At 33.6% G+C, this 15,950-nt stretch carries 19 protein-coding genes and 3 pseudogenes; 18 read left to right on the top strand and 4 right to left on the bottom strand.

What is annotated here, in order from left to right:
• Positions 1-261: 261 nt before the first annotated feature.
• Positions 262-711 carry a VOC family protein gene (locus NSS97_RS16690; protein WP_341113480.1) on the top strand — a complete coding sequence of 150 codons (450 nt, stop codon included), beginning with the start codon at positions 262-264 and terminating at the stop codon, positions 709-711.
• A gap of 147 nt (positions 712-858) precedes the next feature.
• On the opposite strand, the gene NSS97_RS16685 is transcribed toward NSS97_RS16690, so the two are convergent.
• The gene (locus NSS97_RS16685; RefSeq protein WP_107886560.1) at positions 859-1,941 is read right to left on the bottom strand and encodes an S-layer homology domain-containing protein; all 1,083 of its coding nucleotides are present in this window, start codon (positions 1,939-1,941) and stop codon (positions 859-861) included.
• Positions 1,942-2,308: 367 nt separating this feature from the next.
• On the opposite strand from NSS97_RS16685, the gene NSS97_RS16680 reads away from it, so the two are divergent.
• The 13 genes and pseudogenes from NSS97_RS16680 (at position 2,309) to NSS97_RS16620 (ending at position 10,823) form a co-directional block, all read left to right on the top strand.
• The gene (locus tag NSS97_RS16680) at positions 2,309-2,731 is read left to right on the top strand and encodes a hypothetical protein (RefSeq protein ID WP_044443412.1); all 423 of its coding nucleotides are present in this window, start codon (positions 2,309-2,311) and stop codon (positions 2,729-2,731) included.
• Between the two features lie 25 nt (positions 2,732-2,756).
• The gene (locus NSS97_RS16675) at positions 2,757-3,062 is read left to right on the top strand and encodes a WXG100 family type VII secretion target (protein ID WP_044443414.1); all 306 of its coding nucleotides are present in this window, start codon (positions 2,757-2,759) and stop codon (positions 3,060-3,062) included.
• 22 nt (positions 3,063-3,084) lie between these two features.
• Positions 3,085-3,804, top strand: coding sequence for a DUF5081 family protein (locus NSS97_RS16670; RefSeq protein WP_002013800.1), 720 nt, complete (start codon positions 3,085-3,087; stop codon positions 3,802-3,804).
• Positions 3,804-4,130 carry a hypothetical protein gene (locus tag NSS97_RS16665; protein ID WP_044443416.1) on the top strand — a complete coding sequence of 109 codons (327 nt, stop codon included), beginning with the start codon at positions 3,804-3,806 and terminating at the stop codon, positions 4,128-4,130. Before NSS97_RS16670 ends, NSS97_RS16665 begins: the two co-directional genes overlap by 1 nt.
• Positions 4,131-4,162: 32 nt before the next feature.
• Positions 4,163-6,061: an ADP-ribosyltransferase gene (locus NSS97_RS16660; RefSeq protein ID WP_341113476.1), complete on the top strand. Its 1,899-nt coding sequence runs from the start codon at positions 4,163-4,165 to the stop codon at positions 6,059-6,061.
• Positions 6,062-6,109: 48 nt separating this feature from the next.
• Positions 6,110-6,889, top strand: coding sequence for a hypothetical protein (locus NSS97_RS16655; RefSeq protein ID WP_044443420.1), 780 nt, complete (start codon positions 6,110-6,112; stop codon positions 6,887-6,889).
• Positions 6,890-6,908: 19 nt separating this feature from the next.
• Positions 6,909-7,622, top strand: a complete 714-nt coding sequence (locus tag NSS97_RS16650) for a pentapeptide repeat-containing protein (protein ID WP_044443422.1) — start codon at positions 6,909-6,911, stop codon at positions 7,620-7,622.
• A 121-nt stretch (positions 7,623-7,743) separates the two neighbouring features.
• Positions 7,744-8,442: an AHH domain-containing protein gene (locus tag NSS97_RS16645; RefSeq protein ID WP_341113472.1), complete on the top strand. Its 699-nt coding sequence runs from the start codon at positions 7,744-7,746 to the stop codon at positions 8,440-8,442.
• Positions 8,443-8,466: 24 nt separating this feature from the next.
• Positions 8,467-8,922, top strand: coding sequence for a DUF4274 domain-containing protein (locus tag NSS97_RS16640; RefSeq protein WP_044443424.1), 456 nt, complete (start codon positions 8,467-8,469; stop codon positions 8,920-8,922).
• Positions 8,923-9,237: 315 nt separating this feature from the next.
• Entirely contained in the window at positions 9,238-9,435 is a 198-nt protein-coding gene (locus NSS97_RS16635; RefSeq protein WP_082179644.1) for a hypothetical protein, read from the top strand.
• A 78-nt stretch (positions 9,436-9,513) separates the two neighbouring features.
• Positions 9,514-9,627 (top strand): annotated as a pseudogene (locus tag NSS97_RS16630) (hypothetical protein); the annotation flags it as partial.
• Between the two features lie 27 nt (positions 9,628-9,654).
• Positions 9,655-10,086 (top strand): hypothetical protein, encoded by a 432-nt coding sequence (locus tag NSS97_RS16625; protein WP_341114657.1) that lies wholly within the window; start codon positions 9,655-9,657, stop codon positions 10,084-10,086.
• Positions 10,087-10,124: 38 nt separating this feature from the next.
• Positions 10,125-10,823 carry an SMI1/KNR4 family protein gene (locus tag NSS97_RS16620; protein WP_044443426.1) on the top strand — a complete coding sequence of 233 codons (699 nt, stop codon included), beginning with the start codon at positions 10,125-10,127 and terminating at the stop codon, positions 10,821-10,823.
• A gap of 62 nt (positions 10,824-10,885) precedes the next feature.
• On the opposite strand, the pseudogene NSS97_RS16615 reads toward NSS97_RS16620, so the two are convergent.
• Positions 10,886-11,305 (bottom strand): annotated as a pseudogene (locus NSS97_RS16615) (DDE-type integrase/transposase/recombinase); the annotation flags it as partial.
• Between the two features lie 22 nt (positions 11,306-11,327).
• On the opposite strand from NSS97_RS16615, the gene NSS97_RS16610 reads away from it, so the two are divergent.
• The 4 genes from NSS97_RS16610 to NSS97_RS16595 all read left to right on the top strand — a co-directional run bounded on the left by NSS97_RS16610 (position 11,328) and on the right by NSS97_RS16595 (position 14,201).
• Positions 11,328-11,747 (top strand): immunity protein YezG family protein, encoded by a 420-nt coding sequence (locus NSS97_RS16610; protein ID WP_341113464.1) that lies wholly within the window; start codon positions 11,328-11,330, stop codon positions 11,745-11,747.
• A 412-nt stretch (positions 11,748-12,159) separates the two neighbouring features.
• Positions 12,160-12,741 carry an AHH domain-containing protein gene (locus NSS97_RS16605; RefSeq protein WP_341114655.1) on the top strand — a complete coding sequence of 194 codons (582 nt, stop codon included), beginning with the start codon at positions 12,160-12,162 and terminating at the stop codon, positions 12,739-12,741.
• Complete coding sequence (locus tag NSS97_RS16600) at positions 12,738-13,232, top strand: hypothetical protein (RefSeq protein WP_044443431.1); 495 nt, start codon at positions 12,738-12,740, stop codon at positions 13,230-13,232. The genes NSS97_RS16605 and NSS97_RS16600 overlap by 4 nt, the downstream gene beginning before the upstream one ends.
• Positions 13,233-13,883: 651 nt before the next feature.
• The gene (locus NSS97_RS16595; RefSeq protein ID WP_016091764.1) at positions 13,884-14,201 is read left to right on the top strand and encodes a DUF3895 domain-containing protein; all 318 of its coding nucleotides are present in this window, start codon (positions 13,884-13,886) and stop codon (positions 14,199-14,201) included.
• Between the two features lie 110 nt (positions 14,202-14,311).
• Here NSS97_RS16595 and NSS97_RS16590 read toward each other — a convergent pair.
• Together NSS97_RS16590 and NSS97_RS16585 are read right to left on the bottom strand one after the other, a co-directional pair.
• Positions 14,312-14,506, bottom strand: a pseudogene (locus NSS97_RS16590) (DNA alkylation repair protein); the annotation flags it as partial.
• 10 nt (positions 14,507-14,516) lie between these two features.
• Positions 14,517-15,749, bottom strand: a complete 1,233-nt coding sequence (locus NSS97_RS16585; RefSeq protein WP_341113458.1) for an MFS transporter — start codon at positions 15,747-15,749, stop codon at positions 14,517-14,519.
• Positions 15,750-15,950: the final 201 nt, after the last annotated feature.

Here is a 15,950-nt window from a genome sequence, read left to right as displayed (position 1 = left end):
TTTTACTGAACAATGAAAGGCTTAGCTAGAGATCTTTGTTAGTGAAGGTAGTATAGAGAGAAACTAACTACATGAAAATGTAAATTTAAGGATGCTTAATGTATTGAATTTTAGGATTGGGACATCAGTTATAGAGCTGGATACCTATACATTTGAAGGAAAGAACAATTATACAAAAGTAGGATGTTTAAAAATATATTAATTTGTATGATAAAAACAAAACATATTTTAAAAAAATTAGAAAGGAGGGAGAAATATATAATGATACAAAGCATATATGAAACTCATTTACATGTCAGAAATTTAGAAAAGGCAATAGATTTCTATCAAAATAAGTTAGGTTTAGCATTAGCAAAAAGACTATCGAAAAGACGAATTGCGTTCTTTTGGGTAGGAGAAAGTAAAAAACAAATGCTCGGATTATGGGAAGTACATATAAATAAAGAATTTGAGACGAAACACTTCGCTTTTCGTGTAGATTTAGAGTTTTTAAATGCTTCAAAATTATGGTTAGAGAAGCGTGGAATAGAGGTAGTAGGGAGTCAAGGGAAAGGAAATCGAGAACCAATTGTCCAAAGGTGGATGCCAGCTGCAAGCGTATATTTTCTAGATTGTGATGGAAATAAATTAGAGTTTATTTCTATGTTATATGATGATCCAGATGAACTAGAATATGCAACGTATTTAAGTGAATGGAATGCGGAGCACTAAGAAAAATAAAGTGGAACTTTAATCAGTAGTAGTTTTACAGCTTTGTATTATGTTAAATAGATAGAAACAAAATAAAATCCCTCAAGAAAAGGCACGTTCTTGAAGGATTTTTTTATGCTTTATATATTTTATATTGCTTGTAACGTATTAATGATGTTCACTTTTAGATATTTCAGCGCGTTGAATATAACCATCAGAGAAGCTGAAATAAAGAGAATAGCTTCCTCGATTATATATAAAGCCTTCACTAGTCATATCCTCTCCAATTCCATCTGGCTCACCAAACCACTCTTTTAATTCATCGATAGTTATATCCATTTTTACCCATATATATCTAGCGTCCGAAGGGTACATATCAATATTATAATCTCCATATACCGCTGTAGTAGGTGCATCACATTCTGTACATGGTGCTTGCTTCCAAACATCAGGCACTCCAAATTCTTTTTTTACCTCAGATATATCTTTACCCAGTACATCTAATTTAAATGGACCAAACGTCCCATCCTGTAAAGCTGTTGTTAACATTTGTTTCATTTCTTCTTTTGTATTGATGTTGAAATTATAAGATCTGTTCTTTGCTATTGCATTATAGAAAAATTGTGCATACTGCTCACGTTTCACAAGCATGTTGCCATTAAAATTACCAGACTCGTCACCTTGGGATATCCGGTTACTACGCACTGCATTTACAGATTCATAGGCCCAATGACCTTTTGGTACATCTTTAAAGTTCTCTTGTCCTTTTGAGTTTAATTGAAATGCCTTTTGCAATACTACTGCCATCTCATACCGATTTAATGCGTCATCTGGACGAAATGCACCTGTTCCATCACCTGTCATAATTCCAGCTTGCGCAATGGCTTTGATATCCTTTTCAAACATATGATTTGTAATATCACTAAAGATATTTCCCTGTTTATCATCTGCTATTAAACCTAAATGTCGATTGACTAAAGAAGCAACCTGTCCTCTAGTAATGTTGTCCCCAAAACCAAATTTTCCATTTCCATATCCCTTATAAATCCCTGCTGCTGCTAAGTAATCAATAGCAGTTTTTGACCAGTGGTCCTTTGGTACATCTGTAAATACAGTGTTCGCATTGCCAGCTACTTTATAGTTATTCGTAGTTGTTTGTGCGTTTGCTGTGCCTACCATCATTGTAGTTGCTAGTGCTGTGGTGATTACGAATCCCAAAATTTTTTTAGCTTTGCTTGTTTTCTTGCCCATTTGAGAAAGCCTCCCCAGTTTAATTTAACTTTATTAAATATACGTATTACACATATACATTCTAATACAGCTAAATGTACACATCGTAATTATAACATGTAAATGATGATCATTTGTCAGTAATTCACTTAATATGGATAAAATTCCAATAATCTATATAAAACTATAATTTTTAGATAATAAATATTCATTGCTATTTAATTGAGGAAAAATGCGAAACCTTTTTATAAAATATGGAAATGTTAAAACCCCTTTGATAAAATAGCAATATGCAAAAATAATTATTTATAAATTCTCAATGTAATGAATATTCATGTTTAAATATACGAATTTAACTACATAGTTATTGTAATAAAGGGGGAGAAAGATGTTAGAGGAATTGTACACTGTTTTTTTAAATGCATCGGGTTTTACAGAAAGCGCGAGGAAACGAGATCAGTATGATAAATTACATGATTATTTAAAAGATCAAGAAAGAGAGTTAAAACGATTCATTCAAGATGCTGAATCAGCGAAGAGAGATTATGAGAGTAAAAGTAATGGCTTAGAAGCTAATAAAATTCCGGCAGTTGAATTTGAACAAAAACGTCATGAAAAGGATGAGGAATTAAATACATTATTATCCTATTTTAAAAGTGCATTAAGCGATGTTGGATCTGCGATAGGTACAGCTTATGCAAAGTATTTGGAATATAAAGCGAAAGCAGAAGCGGAGAAAGCGTCAGCATACAATGCAGCGACCAAGGCTTTTGAAGAAAAGAAAAAGGAAATTGAAAATCTTATCCATTAAACATATAAAGAATGGGGGAACCCACATGAGTGGTAAAGAGGTTGAAATTATAGGAAGTAACACTACAAGTGCCATTTCTTACGCGCAAAATATTGAAAATGGTATGAAGGATTCTTTAAACGAAGCGAAAAACTTAAAAGCATACGTTACATGTGCGAACTGGAATGGAAAAACGAGAGATGCCTTTTTAAGTTATCTAGATTTAATCATTCAATATAACTCAGAAATGGTAGAGGCATTTGAAGGACATACGAAAGCTTTGAAAGAGTTAGATAAAAGTATTCAGACGTACGGAGATAGACCGGAAGTAAGGGCGATAAAACAGTTGTGATGGAGAAATGAGGGATAAAAGAATGGGAAAAGAAATGAATTTTGCACCTGCTGAATTATATGTTCTCGCAGGTGCAGCTGGGGTTACGGATATATTTGGATTGCCAAACCGTGACGTAATTATTTTACTTGATGAAGAATGTGTCACGAAAGCAACTACGAGTTTAAAAGAAAAAGGCTTACTTACAAGCGAAAATGGAATTACCCCTGCAGCTTTTCAAATTATTGAGCTATTAAAGGAATATGAAAATTGTCATGAATACACGAGAATTAATAATGTATTAATTGGTTTTTTGAAACATGATAAAGATCGAGTGGCTGTATTAACAGAAGTAGAGCCAAATAAAAAATACGAGATCGACTACATACCAAAGCCAGACGTATATTTTTCCTTATTAACACGCATCCCTTTCTTGTTGAGAGAACCGAGGGAAATAGAAGATACATTTTTCTCAAAGAGAATGACAGAAACAGAACAACAAACATTTGAGGAAAAAGATTTATCAAATAAAGACGTTATAGCGATGGAAACGTATACGAGGCCTCGGAGTAATAGAGGAGGAAAATGGGAATGTTTCTTATATTTCACTGAAGGAGAAGATTTCGTTCAAATAGATGTAGATCGTAATCGATATGACTGGGTGAGCCTCTATGCGGTTAATAAGAAATTGTATGACGTGTTAAAAATGCCGTATAAAAAATTAATTGACCCGAGACAATTTTCGTTAGGAGGTATTGAATAATGCAAGTATCAATGGGAGACGGTGGTTCTGGTGGTGGAGAAGAAGTATTAGTTAATTTTCAAGAACTACTTGATATAGTAATGAAATTAGAAGATATATATAAAATCCATGTAGACGTCATTGGAACGAATATTGAGAGTTTACTAAGCTGTGATTTTTATCAAAAAGGTGAAGCGATGAGAGTAATTGAAAAATATCCTGATATATTACACAAAACACTTGAATTGGCTGAACACTATTCGAGGTCGGCGACAGTTGTAGGGAACGTATGTGTAGAAATGCTTAAAAAGGACGAACAATTACGTGAAATATTAAGTAAGTTGTAGAAATCACCATACGGCTGGGGGATGAAAACAAAATGGATGTGAAATATAGACCTGAACCATGGCAAGACATGGGAGATGGTATGAATCGAATTACAAAAGATGCTCTCATGAAATTACGGGACGCAAATGAATCATTTAAAAAAATTGATGGAAGAATACGAGATTTAGACTCAGATGGTAGTATACATTTTAACCCAAAAGATCAATCGCAAAAAATCGGGGAATTACTTGATAGCTATTCGACATTACAAAAATATTGCGGAGAAGCAGGGCGATTGGTGTCTGAACATATAGATAAACCTTTTTTAGTAGAAATGGATAAATTCGCTCAAAAAATGAGAGATACATCTATTCTTAGTTTCGAAACAAATAACCGAATTGGCTCTACAACAACGACAGTATTACCAGATGCGCACGCAGGATACGGAAGTGTACCACAAACAATACAGACGAAAAAAGATAAAATAACAGTAGAAGATATTTTTAAAGATTCACCCGCATTTGATAACGTACTTAAAGAGGAATACAAAGAACTAAAAAAACAAAATCCAGATGCAAAACTAAATTATGAAGAATATAAGAAAGTAGTCCCATCCACACGAGGATTTGAATACAAATCGATAGAAGATGAACAGAAAAAACTAGAAATGGTGCGAGACATAGGAATAGGCCTAGGAATCATCATCACAACAATCCTTTGCCCGCCACTCGGGGCCGCTGCCGCAGTAGTATACGGAGGTGTACAAATAAAAAGCGGTATCGACGGAGAAGACTGGGGAACACACCGGAAATTGAGCCAAGAAGAGCGGGTAGGAAACATCATTTTTGGCGGATTAGACGCAATCCCAGTTGTTGGAGCAGTAGGAAAAGGAGTAAAAGCATTCAAAGGCACGAGTGAATTAGCTGATTTAGCGAAATTATTAAAATTCAAAGAAGGAATGCCTGGTTTTAATCCGAATTTGGGTAAAAATGTGGTACAATCATTGCGTGATAATAAAGCTATTATGCTTGACCGTTTGAAACTAACGAGCCTTAAAATGGAGAAATCCGGAAATGAAAAGATGTATCAACTTGGCGAAAAAATAGCCAAAAGCATAGATGATAGGACAGCCAAATCGGCAAGTTTTGAAGTTGACGGAAATGGCTTACTAATATCTAAACAAGGTGGTACAGATTTCCAAAGCTGGGTGAATAAGCATCATACAGAAAGTAATAAGATTATAGATGATAAGATTAAGAGTGTAGAGGCTTCTCTTGCTAGTAAGGGTACGGGTAAAGGTAGTAATACAAACCCAAACAAAATTAAACTAACTTCAGAACGAGAAAAATACTATCGAATGAAAATAGATGAAGCCAAAGCGCAAGGAGATTATAAGGCAGCAGATGATATTAGATATGATCGTCATTGTGAAGAAACGAAACAACCTTTAGAGCGTAAAGATTGGGATGCTAGGACTGAAAATTTAAGAAAGAGCCAAGAGCGTGGAAGAGAAGAAGAAATAAAAGGGAGAAAAGCCTTGGGAGAACATCTTGATCGCCAATTAGAGGACAATAACGCTGGTGAGGTTGTTACATATACATCTAGTGAAGGGCATCTTACGCGTCCAGATAGTATTGGGCGTAATGATAAGGGTGAAATTGATTTAGTTCATGATCACAAACACAAAATGGGTGAAAAAGAGCAAACTATTCATAACGACAGGCAAATGCGAGCTGAAAGAGAAATGCTCGAAGATAAAAATGGAAGTCATATTGTGACAATATCAAGTGACAAACCTGATTTGAATGGGATTCCTCCTAAACCAAGACCAAGTGGACCTTTGGGTAAGGATAGTGATGTTTACTACACTGATCCAAATAGCGGTAAAGTGACTCATAAATGGGAGAACAATACACGTTTACCTGGTGGAGGTAGGTGGAAAAAGCTGTGAATAAAAATTATTATGTGACTATATTTTTTAATATTAAGGGGGATATACATGAAACCAGATTTTTTCACAATTACAATGTATCCTACAGTATCTTTTAATGAAGAAGAATTATTAGGTCGTCTTTTGGATGTGTTTGAGTCAAATGAAAAATTCGCTCCCACTCATTGGGGCAACTGTGAAACGGTACGGGTAGAATATAACCGTCAGGAAATTCTGGAAAAAGTAGTTTCAGAGCGTAGAGTATCAGAAGTTTACCTGTATCGTGATAAGTCTGTGAACTACACAGGACGTTTTCAAGTTAACTGGAGCCATCGTTCATTTTTAGAGTTTGAGTTTCATAAATCAATACCTAAAAAATTATGGTCTGCTTTTTTTGAGTTATCTGATCAAATCGCAGAAACTGCGAAACCAAGTTACGGAGTAACTCAAATTTTTTGGCCTTTATCATATCCGTGGAATACCGAACGTGAACGGTTACAAATGTGGATGGAAATATCTTCCCAACCAATACCAGTTAGGTTTCTTCCTAACGGTCCCTTAGGGATAGGCGCTAGAACATACTTTAGTGGTCATATTTTAGAAATGTTTGATAAGGAATTATTACAAAATAGTCCAGCTGTGGTATCTGAGCTAGATTGGGGTGGCCTTTGTATTGATATTTTAAATAATCCATTAGGGAGTGATAGTGATACATTACTTGATAATTGGCTACAAGTAATGAAGTATTTGGAACCAGCACAAGTAATGGCTATACCAAGTTTTGATGAAGATCAGATGGGTGTAACTTATTCTCCAAATATTGCTTGGAAGGACTATCTGAAAAGCTAAATGAAAGGAGATCGTAATAATGAATGAGAATGGTAATGATAGAATAAGAGTTATGGAAATATTAAATAGATCTCAATACAATGATGAAATTATAGATGGGCTGGATATGAGCAATTTAGACCTTACTTTTTCTGATTTGTCAGAGGTGATGGCAGAGGGTATCATGGCAAAACAAGTCCATTTAAGAGCTTCTTCACTAATGAGAGCATCTTTTTTTGATTGTGATTTTGAGTTGGCTGATTTCAGGAGCTGTAATTTAGAGGAGATACATATTGCAGATTGTAGATTTGGTGAAGCTAATTTCTCTAAAGCCAATATGAAATATGCAAAGGTAAATATAAGTAGTTGTTTTGAAACATGTTTTGATGAAGTTGATTTTTCATATGGAGAATTAGTTGGAACAATTTTAAATCATGCTACTTTTCGCCATGCAAATTTATCTGGAATTAATGCTAAACAAGCAGATTGCACTGGAACGGATTTTAGTAGTGCCAATCTTACTGATGGTAACTTCGAAAAAGCGTATTTGGAAAATGCTAATTTATCAGAAGTAGATGCTAGAAATGCGGATTTAACAAATGCAGATTTAACAGGAGCGACCCTTTTAAATGGGAATTTTACGGATGCGGATTTTACCGGTGCTAAACTTGACAATGTAGTTTGGACAGGAGCAAAGGTAGAAGGAGCCAAGTTTGACGAAAATGTTAAGGAACAAATCTTAAAAATGATTTAAATATGACGGGAAGTATATACATTTAAGCACTCGAAAACCTATGATTGGTAGCGAGTGCTTTTTCTTATAGATATTAAACAATGATAAATGAGTGAAAATTAATATAGATTATTTTTAAGGATTGTTAGATGGATTAAGTTGTGAATATTATATAATTGAAAATACATTAGTAAAAGGTGTGGACTCCGTATCCCCAATCTTTAAAGGTGTAGAAATATTGCCAGATGGAAGTGTCGTTAGAACTGGAACGAACTATAGCGGAAAATTCCAAGAAGCCCATGATACCTCTAAGGCCAGTATTCAGAGTAGGATCTTGAATTTGGAGAGTGGTTGGGTTAAGGGTACGGGTGAAGGTAGTAGGATTATTCCTGGTACTCCGGGTATTGTAACAGGAGGAAATTCTACTAAATTAGGAAAAAATATGATGACAGAAATGGGGCTTAAACGTTCAACTAAATGGAGTGGATATCAAGCACAGCATATTATTCCTTCTGAAATGGCAGATAATCTTGTAATTAAAAAGATAGGTATGAACTTTGATGACTCATCAAACGGTATTTTTCTAAGAGTACCAGATGATAATATAAGTACAATGGCTAGACATAGAGGATATCATTCTGTTTACAATGAAGTAGTTGCAAGAGCATTAAATAAAATGGATATTAACCAAAGTATTGATAGTTTACAAAAACAGGTATATGATTTGCAAAAAAATTTAAGAAAATTACAGGGGAATGGTTTACCATTGTACCCAAGCCAAGGTGCAACAGTGGAACTTTGGGAAAGAAAGCTAAAACAATTGGAAATACAAAATAAGTAAATATCAGTAAGGTGGTAAGGTGTAATGGAAAATAAAGATATTAGTTTGCTTGAAGAATTACTTTATAATACAAATAACGAGGATACAATTAGCCGAATAAAGAATATAGATAATCCAATAATCCTTCATTGTTTTGCAGCAAATTATAATTGGAATAGTGGATTTGATATACCAAATGCAATTCTTGAAAACAAAGATTGTGACTTAGGAACGGGATTACTAATGTTTCATTATGCAGACGGATATCGACTATTAGAAAGTCCGGAGGAAGTTTCGAATTCTCCATTACAAGAATGGAAGGTTTTTATATTAAAACTTCAAAATAAAATTATGAATTTGGCGTTTAAAACACAAAATATATCATTTAGCCCTGAATTAACAAAAATTCAAATATTCAAGTTAAAAAAAAGGAACCCAAATATTTCAGATATTCTTATTAATGAGTCACAAGGAAATATAATTGATATTCCTAAAATATAAATAAACATTAAAAACTCATTACAGTAAATAAATGAGTTTAGTTATAGTGATTTTATAAAGCTTACTATACTAAATTATATTTTATGTACGGATATGATAAAGTTCGTGGTGCTAAATTTAAATACGCATAAGTATATATGAATAAAAAATAAAGTATGTGTGAAGTAGATAGAAAAAATAAAAGGGTTTTTGAAAGTATGTACTCTATGATGGTTGTACCATCATAGAGTACTATGTGCAATGATAGAATAAAAAAACGAGGTACGAGCTTAGGCGAGATGACATTTTACTGGGCGATGAATATAAACACACGGAATGTATACTAAACTAACGAACTCGTACAAACTCGTAAGTTTTAACGTAGTAGTTGTCATGACATGTAAAAGGTATCATACTGTTTCTACGAAACTTACAAATTTATGCCAATTAAAAACAGATGAACTTAAAGCGCTTGATTGTCTACGAAAGACAACAAGCGCTTTTTTATTAGATAGGCATGTTATAAATGTTTAAAAATTATTTTTATGAATTAAGGTTAACAGAAATTACTAGTATTATATAATTGAAAATACATTAGCATTAGCAAAAGTTGTGGAATCCGTATCCCCATTCGTTAAAGGTGTAGAAATACTGCCAGATGGAAGTGTCGTTAGAACTAGAACGAACTATAGCCGGAAATTCCAAGAAGCCCATGATGCCTCAAAGGCGAGTATTCAGAGTAGGATCTCGAATTTGGAGAGTGGTGGGGTTAAGGGTACGGGTGATATTGGAACACCGCCTCGATACGGGGAAAGAAGAATCTCAAAGGAATTATATGATGAATTAAGAGATGGAACGCCTGACCCTGCTTTACCTGGTAAGTATATTACAGATAGACTTCAAGCTGATCATATTGTATCAATGAAAAATATGGCTAAGATGGAAAATTTTGATAGACTAACAAAAGAACAACAACTTAAGGTTTTAAATAATGAAGAGAATTTTTTAGGATTAAGTGAAGCAGCCAATAAATCTAAGGGGTCTAAATCTTATTCTGATTGGACAATTTATAAGAAAGAAAAAATTGAAGTTGATCCTAAGTTTAGAGAAGAGATGATAAAGAAGGAAAAAGAATTAGAAATGAAATTACAAAAACAAATTGATGATTTTGTTGAAAGGCAATAAAAAAGGATATAGATAAATAAAGGAGATGACATAGCATTATGGAACAAAAACTTGGGTTTTTAAGAAAATATAAAAGAAATGCACAACTTATATCATGCCATGAGATTAATAAACTTGATGGTGAGAAAATACCAAATTCATGGTATGAATTGTTTCAAGAAGAAAACGTAGACAAGAGAGTTGAGAGTATTTTATCGATATGGAAAGAGCACGTAGGAGTGGAATTAAGAAACACTATTTCTTATTTGTCTAGGCACCTTGAAGAAGTAGAGCTTATGGACATAAATGGTAGATATTCAATTTTATACACTATTAAAACAAATAATGGTGAAATTCTATATTATGAGGGGGGAAATCCCAAAGATGAGTTTAATAATGAAGAATTAGAAAAATCTTGGGATAAGATTCCTTCAACAATACGAAATTTTTATCGAACTGTTCATAATGGTTTCTATTTTTATGCGAGCCAATCTATGGGTTTAGTTCCTTTAGAAAATGTAACTTTTTTTGATGATGATGAATGGGGTATTATTGAGGAGTTAGAAGAGCCTTTACAAATTGATTTACAAACTACTTTTGGTTTCTTTAAAAGTGGTATGGGTGGTTATGTTGCAGTAGATTATAAGAATTCTAATAATGATAATGCGACTTTATGGTGGACGAATAAAGAGCCTAGATATAATATGAAATTTTGGGACATAGTTGATGAATGGATAGTAATTGGATTTGAAGTTTAGTTTAAAGGTTCTGTTGCAAAGTTTTTATATAAACAAAAAAATCCTAATTTAGTAGGTAGAGTTTATACAACTTTGAATAGGTTCTCTAATTCATTGTACGTCGAAAAAACGAAGTTTGGTTGTTGTAAACTTCGTTTTTATTTATATAGGGCATGAATAGTTTAGTTGCCTTTTAAGGTACGTAAAGCATGGCGAAGCCTTTGAAATCCTGCGGATTTGGAAAAATGTCACTTGATATGTCTATAATCCTGTTCGATGAGGTAATTCAAATGCTTGATTGTGCAATGGATGGTATGCTTATGACCTTGTTCTCTCAATTTATGGAAAGAGAAAAGTAACGCGGGAGCCTTGTCTGTTGTGAGAACCGTTGCTTCTCCAAATGTTTTTACTAGTCTTTTCATAAAGGCATAAGCCGCTTGACGCTCTTGTTTTTTGTGGAGCTGAATATACAATGTATGTCCATCTTTATCAATCGCTCGATAGAAAAGAAGATGTTTTTATAAATTGAGTGATGAGCTTAGAAAGATTTTTAAAGAGAATGAGCAAGAACTTTGGCACTTTTTTACACTATCTCTTGATAGCGATGGAAAGCTGAAGGTACATTATGATTATACCAATTGGTTCAATACTGATTATATCTTTAATGGCCAGCTAGTTATTTGGGAATATAAATATTTAGGAACAGAACTAGATAATAGTAAAAGTAAAGATTTAATTGCCAAGTATTTAGATGAGTATCCCAATAATGTGACTTGGTTAAATAGAGCAGGATATGAATGCTCAGTTGACCAGATACAAAGAGGTAAGATTATAGAAAAAGACAGAAAAAGGAATAGGCTGTTAAAAAATAAGTACTCTATGGGGGTTATGTCATCATTGAGTACTACATGCAATGAGAGAATAGAAAACGAAGTACGAGCTTAGGCGATATGACATTTTACTAGGCGATGAATATAATCACATGGAATGTATATTAAACTAAGAACTCGTACAAGCTCGTCAATTTTAACTTAGTAGTTGTCATGGCATGTAAAAGGTGTCGTACTGTTAATACAAAACTTACAGATCTTATAAATCTTACAAATTTATGCTACTTAAAAACATATGAACTGAAAGCACTTGATTGTCGACTAAAGGCAACGAGTGTTTTTTAATAGATAGGTATGCTTTGAGTGTATAAAAATTATTTTTATGAATTAGGGCTAACAGAAATTACTAGTATTATATAATTGAAAATACATTAGCAAAAGATGTGAACTATCCCTCTTCATTAAAGGTGAAGAAGTAATACTTAATGGAAGGATAAAAAGAAGCCCATGATGCCTCTAAGGCGAGTATTCAGAGTAGGATCTCGAATTTGGAGAGCGGTGGTGTTAAGGGTACGGGTGAAGAAGCTACTAGACTTATTCCAGGTACCCCTGGAAAGGTTACAGGAGGTAGTTCTACAAAATTAGGGCAAAATATATTGGAATCCATGGGGCTTCCACGTTCTGCATCACGGAAAGGATATCAGGCGCAAAATATAATACCTAAAAACTTAAGAAATCATCCGGTATTAAAGAAAATTGGAATGGATATGGATCATGCTGATAACGGGATATTTTTACCGATACCAGCAAAAGATCCAAGTGCTTTGTCTAGGCATAGAGGATTTCATAGTGTATATAATAATGTGGTTAAAGATCAGTTAGATAAATTAAATATCAATCAAAGTATTAAGGAGTTGGAACAACAAGTGTTTGAATTGCAACAAAAATTAAAAAAAGGTACAGAAAGTGGCTTGCCATTATACAAATCAAAGGTATTAGAAATTGGTATTGAGAAGTTTTACAAAACAAAATTAAATGAAGAAATAAAGATTTGGAAAAGAGGTGGCGGTGCTACTGAAGAACTTTGGGAAAGGTGGATAAATAAATGAAGTACGGAAAAAACACTCAATTAGTCGAAGAGGTTATTAATTTTATTACAAATTTACAACCTTTTCATAATGAAAACCTTCTAAATCGTGATGTTGTTATGGTTAATGAGTATGAAAGAGCACAAGAATTGGCATGGTCTCAAGATTTGGATGAGGTTGAAAACGTTTGGGAAGATATTAAATCCTCAGAAGGTGGGGAAATAATAGGACAATTATATGAGCATGATTTAAACTCTATGGAGCGTACTATAAGGGAGATTATTCAATCATCCGAGAACTATCCAGGTGATTTTGTATTACAATATATTGATATTTTTGAAGAAATAATTGGAGATTTACATATGTGTGCACTAAATCGTTTAGTAAATGGAAAAGTTGATAATTTTTATGAAAGAATCTTTGAGGTTTATAAGCTTGGGGGATGGCCTTGTGGATGGGAAGGTGAATATCCAGAAGGGAGAATAATTGTATATTCACCAGATAAAAAATAAAGTATATTTGTGGTGGAAAGAAAAACAATAAGTGGTTTAAAAGTAGAGACCCATGATGGTTGTACCATCATAGAGTACTACGTGCAATGATAGAATAGAAAACGAAGTACGAGCTTAGGCGAGATGACATTTTACTGGGGCATGAATATAAAAACACATGGAATGAACATAAAACTAACGAAAACGTACAAACTCATAAGTTTTAACGTTGTAGTTGTCATGACATACAAAGGTGTCCTACTGTTATTATAAAACTGACAAATTTAATGTTACTTAAAAACAGATGAACTTAAAGCCACTTGATTGTCAACTAAAAGCAACAAGTGCTTTTTTACGTTTTAGCGTAGAAATTTAATAGAAAACTATAATTTTATTATGTAAACATTTTTTCTGTTTTTTTACATAGTGTATACAACTAACGAGGAGATAAATATTCACTATTACTTTCATTCCTGTTATAAAAAATTCTACAATAGAAGACAGAACGTATATTTGGTATAATCAAAACATACTATATGAAATGATGTATATGAGTTTGAAATTCATGTAATAAGGTAAGTACTACATAACAATAACTAATATTTAAAGTTCTCGTACCTATAGGATTCAGTTCATGTTATACAAATCAGTTGTTAGAAAGGAAAAGATGTAATGAATCAAATTTCATTTGAAGATTTATTTGAAGAAGAAAAAGAAAAAGTGGAGGTAGCTGAGATCCCAGCACCTTTATCGCCCTTGCAAAAAGATATTTTGGGATTATTTAATTCTGAAGAAATAAGTGCACTTGAGCTATGCGAACAATTAATACGATCTGGTAAAATATCAGATGAAAGATTTACAACGAATAAGCCTAAAGCCTTTGGACAAGTATGCTTAATATTAGAAGGGTTTGTTACAGAAGGAAAGCTTACTTTTATCAAAAATGATGAGAAAAGAGATAGGGTATATAAATTGATAGAAGAAGTATGAGATGTATAGAGGGAAATGAATGATTGGTTCCCTTTAACTTTCAGTCCCGTTAGTCTAGTAATGTCCACAAAAAAGGTGTCAATCTTTCCTAGATTGACACCTTCATACTTTTAACACCTTACATATTTACGTTTGAAACCAAGTCTTCCTCTATCAAGTTCTTTCTGAATACTTTCGGAAGCATTTAGAAGACTGCTTTTTTTCTTATCACGTTTTACTTCAACTATACCAACTTCTTTTGCAGTCTCGACTGCTTTTTCGTTTAGTGGTACATATGAAATTGCCACAGTGTTTAGAAAATTATTCCCCTTTTATTTATGACGATCGCCGTAAGGTCATTGCCCAAAATAAAAGAGCACAAGCACTAACGGATGCACCTAATATACAAACTCCGTTCCATCCGTAGCTTGCATAAATGTTTGTGGAAAGAATTGCACCTGTTGCACTGCCGATAGAATAAAAAATCATGTAACTGGCAGTGAGGCGACTTCTCGCTTCTGGACGCACTGTGAAAAGCATACTTTGATTGGTGACATGTACAGCTTGCACAGCTAAATCTAAAAGGATAACACAGATAACTAGTAGGAATAGAGAATGGTTCATTAATTTAATTAGGAGCCATGAAAGTAATAATAAGGATAAGGCTATGCCAGTAGTTCTCTCTCCGAATCCGCGATCAGCAAGTTGTCCGGCTTTAGTGGCAGCTAATGCACCAGCAACTCCAGCAAGACCAAATGCTCCGATAGCTGTATGTGATAGATTATATGGCGCAACACTTAGAGGTAAAACTAATGAAGTCCATAAAATACTGAAGGAAGTAAAAATAAGCAATGCTAATATTCCGCGAATACGTAAGATCCTTTCTTCTACAAATAATAAGAGAACAGAACGTAATAATTTACGATAGGTCATAGCTGTTTTTTTATGTTCAAGACTAGGTAAATTACGATATAACAAACCAATTACGAAGAGCATAAGTACAGCAGAGGTAAGATAAACGGAACGCCATCCCGCTAGATCTGTTAATGTTCCGGCAAATGTACGTGCAAGTAGAATTCCTATTACGACACCACTCGTGACGAAACCTACTATTCGCCCACGGTCTTTTGGGTTAGCTAAAATGGATGCGTATGCGACGAGTGTCTGCGTAACAGTCGCAAGAATTCCGACTAAGGCCATACCTATAAAAAGTACGGTACTGGAAGGAGCGACTCCGACCACAATTAAAGCGAAAACGGATAAAAGCATTTGAACAATGATAAGTCTTTTTTGGTTTAACAAATCACCAAGTGGAACTAATAAAAGTAATCCGAGTGCATAACAAACTTGAGTAATCGTAATAACGACACCAATAGTTGAATGGTTGATCTTAAACGCATTTGATAAAGAATCAAGTAGAGGATGAGCGAAGTATATATTCGCCACAGCCATCCCGCAAGCTATGGAAAATAATAGAGTTATATAGCGGGGCATGATTGTATTGATAGGTGATTGGAACTGATCATTATTCTGTGTAAGAGCAGCTGTCATTTTTTCTTTAGTATCCATAATATCATCTCCTTTTGTTTTTGAAATAATGTACCGAACGGTATGTTATTTCGTAAGTCAAATATAATCAGGGATAAGTTGTTATGTCAAGTGAATTGTAAATTAAATTCAGTTTCTTTTGACATATCATTTATAATTTAATACGATATATAATATACTGATTAGTACATAAAAACGTGATTTATAATTTAGAAAACAGGT

The organism is Bacillus sp. FSL R12-0074 (assembly GCF_038005725.1).
GTDB classification, from domain to species: domain Bacteria; phylum Bacillota; class Bacilli; order Bacillales; family Bacillaceae_G; genus Bacillus_A; species Bacillus_A mycoides.
The sequence above is the reverse complement of the archived record's forward strand: the minus strand, read 5'-3'. Positions and strand labels throughout refer to the sequence as shown.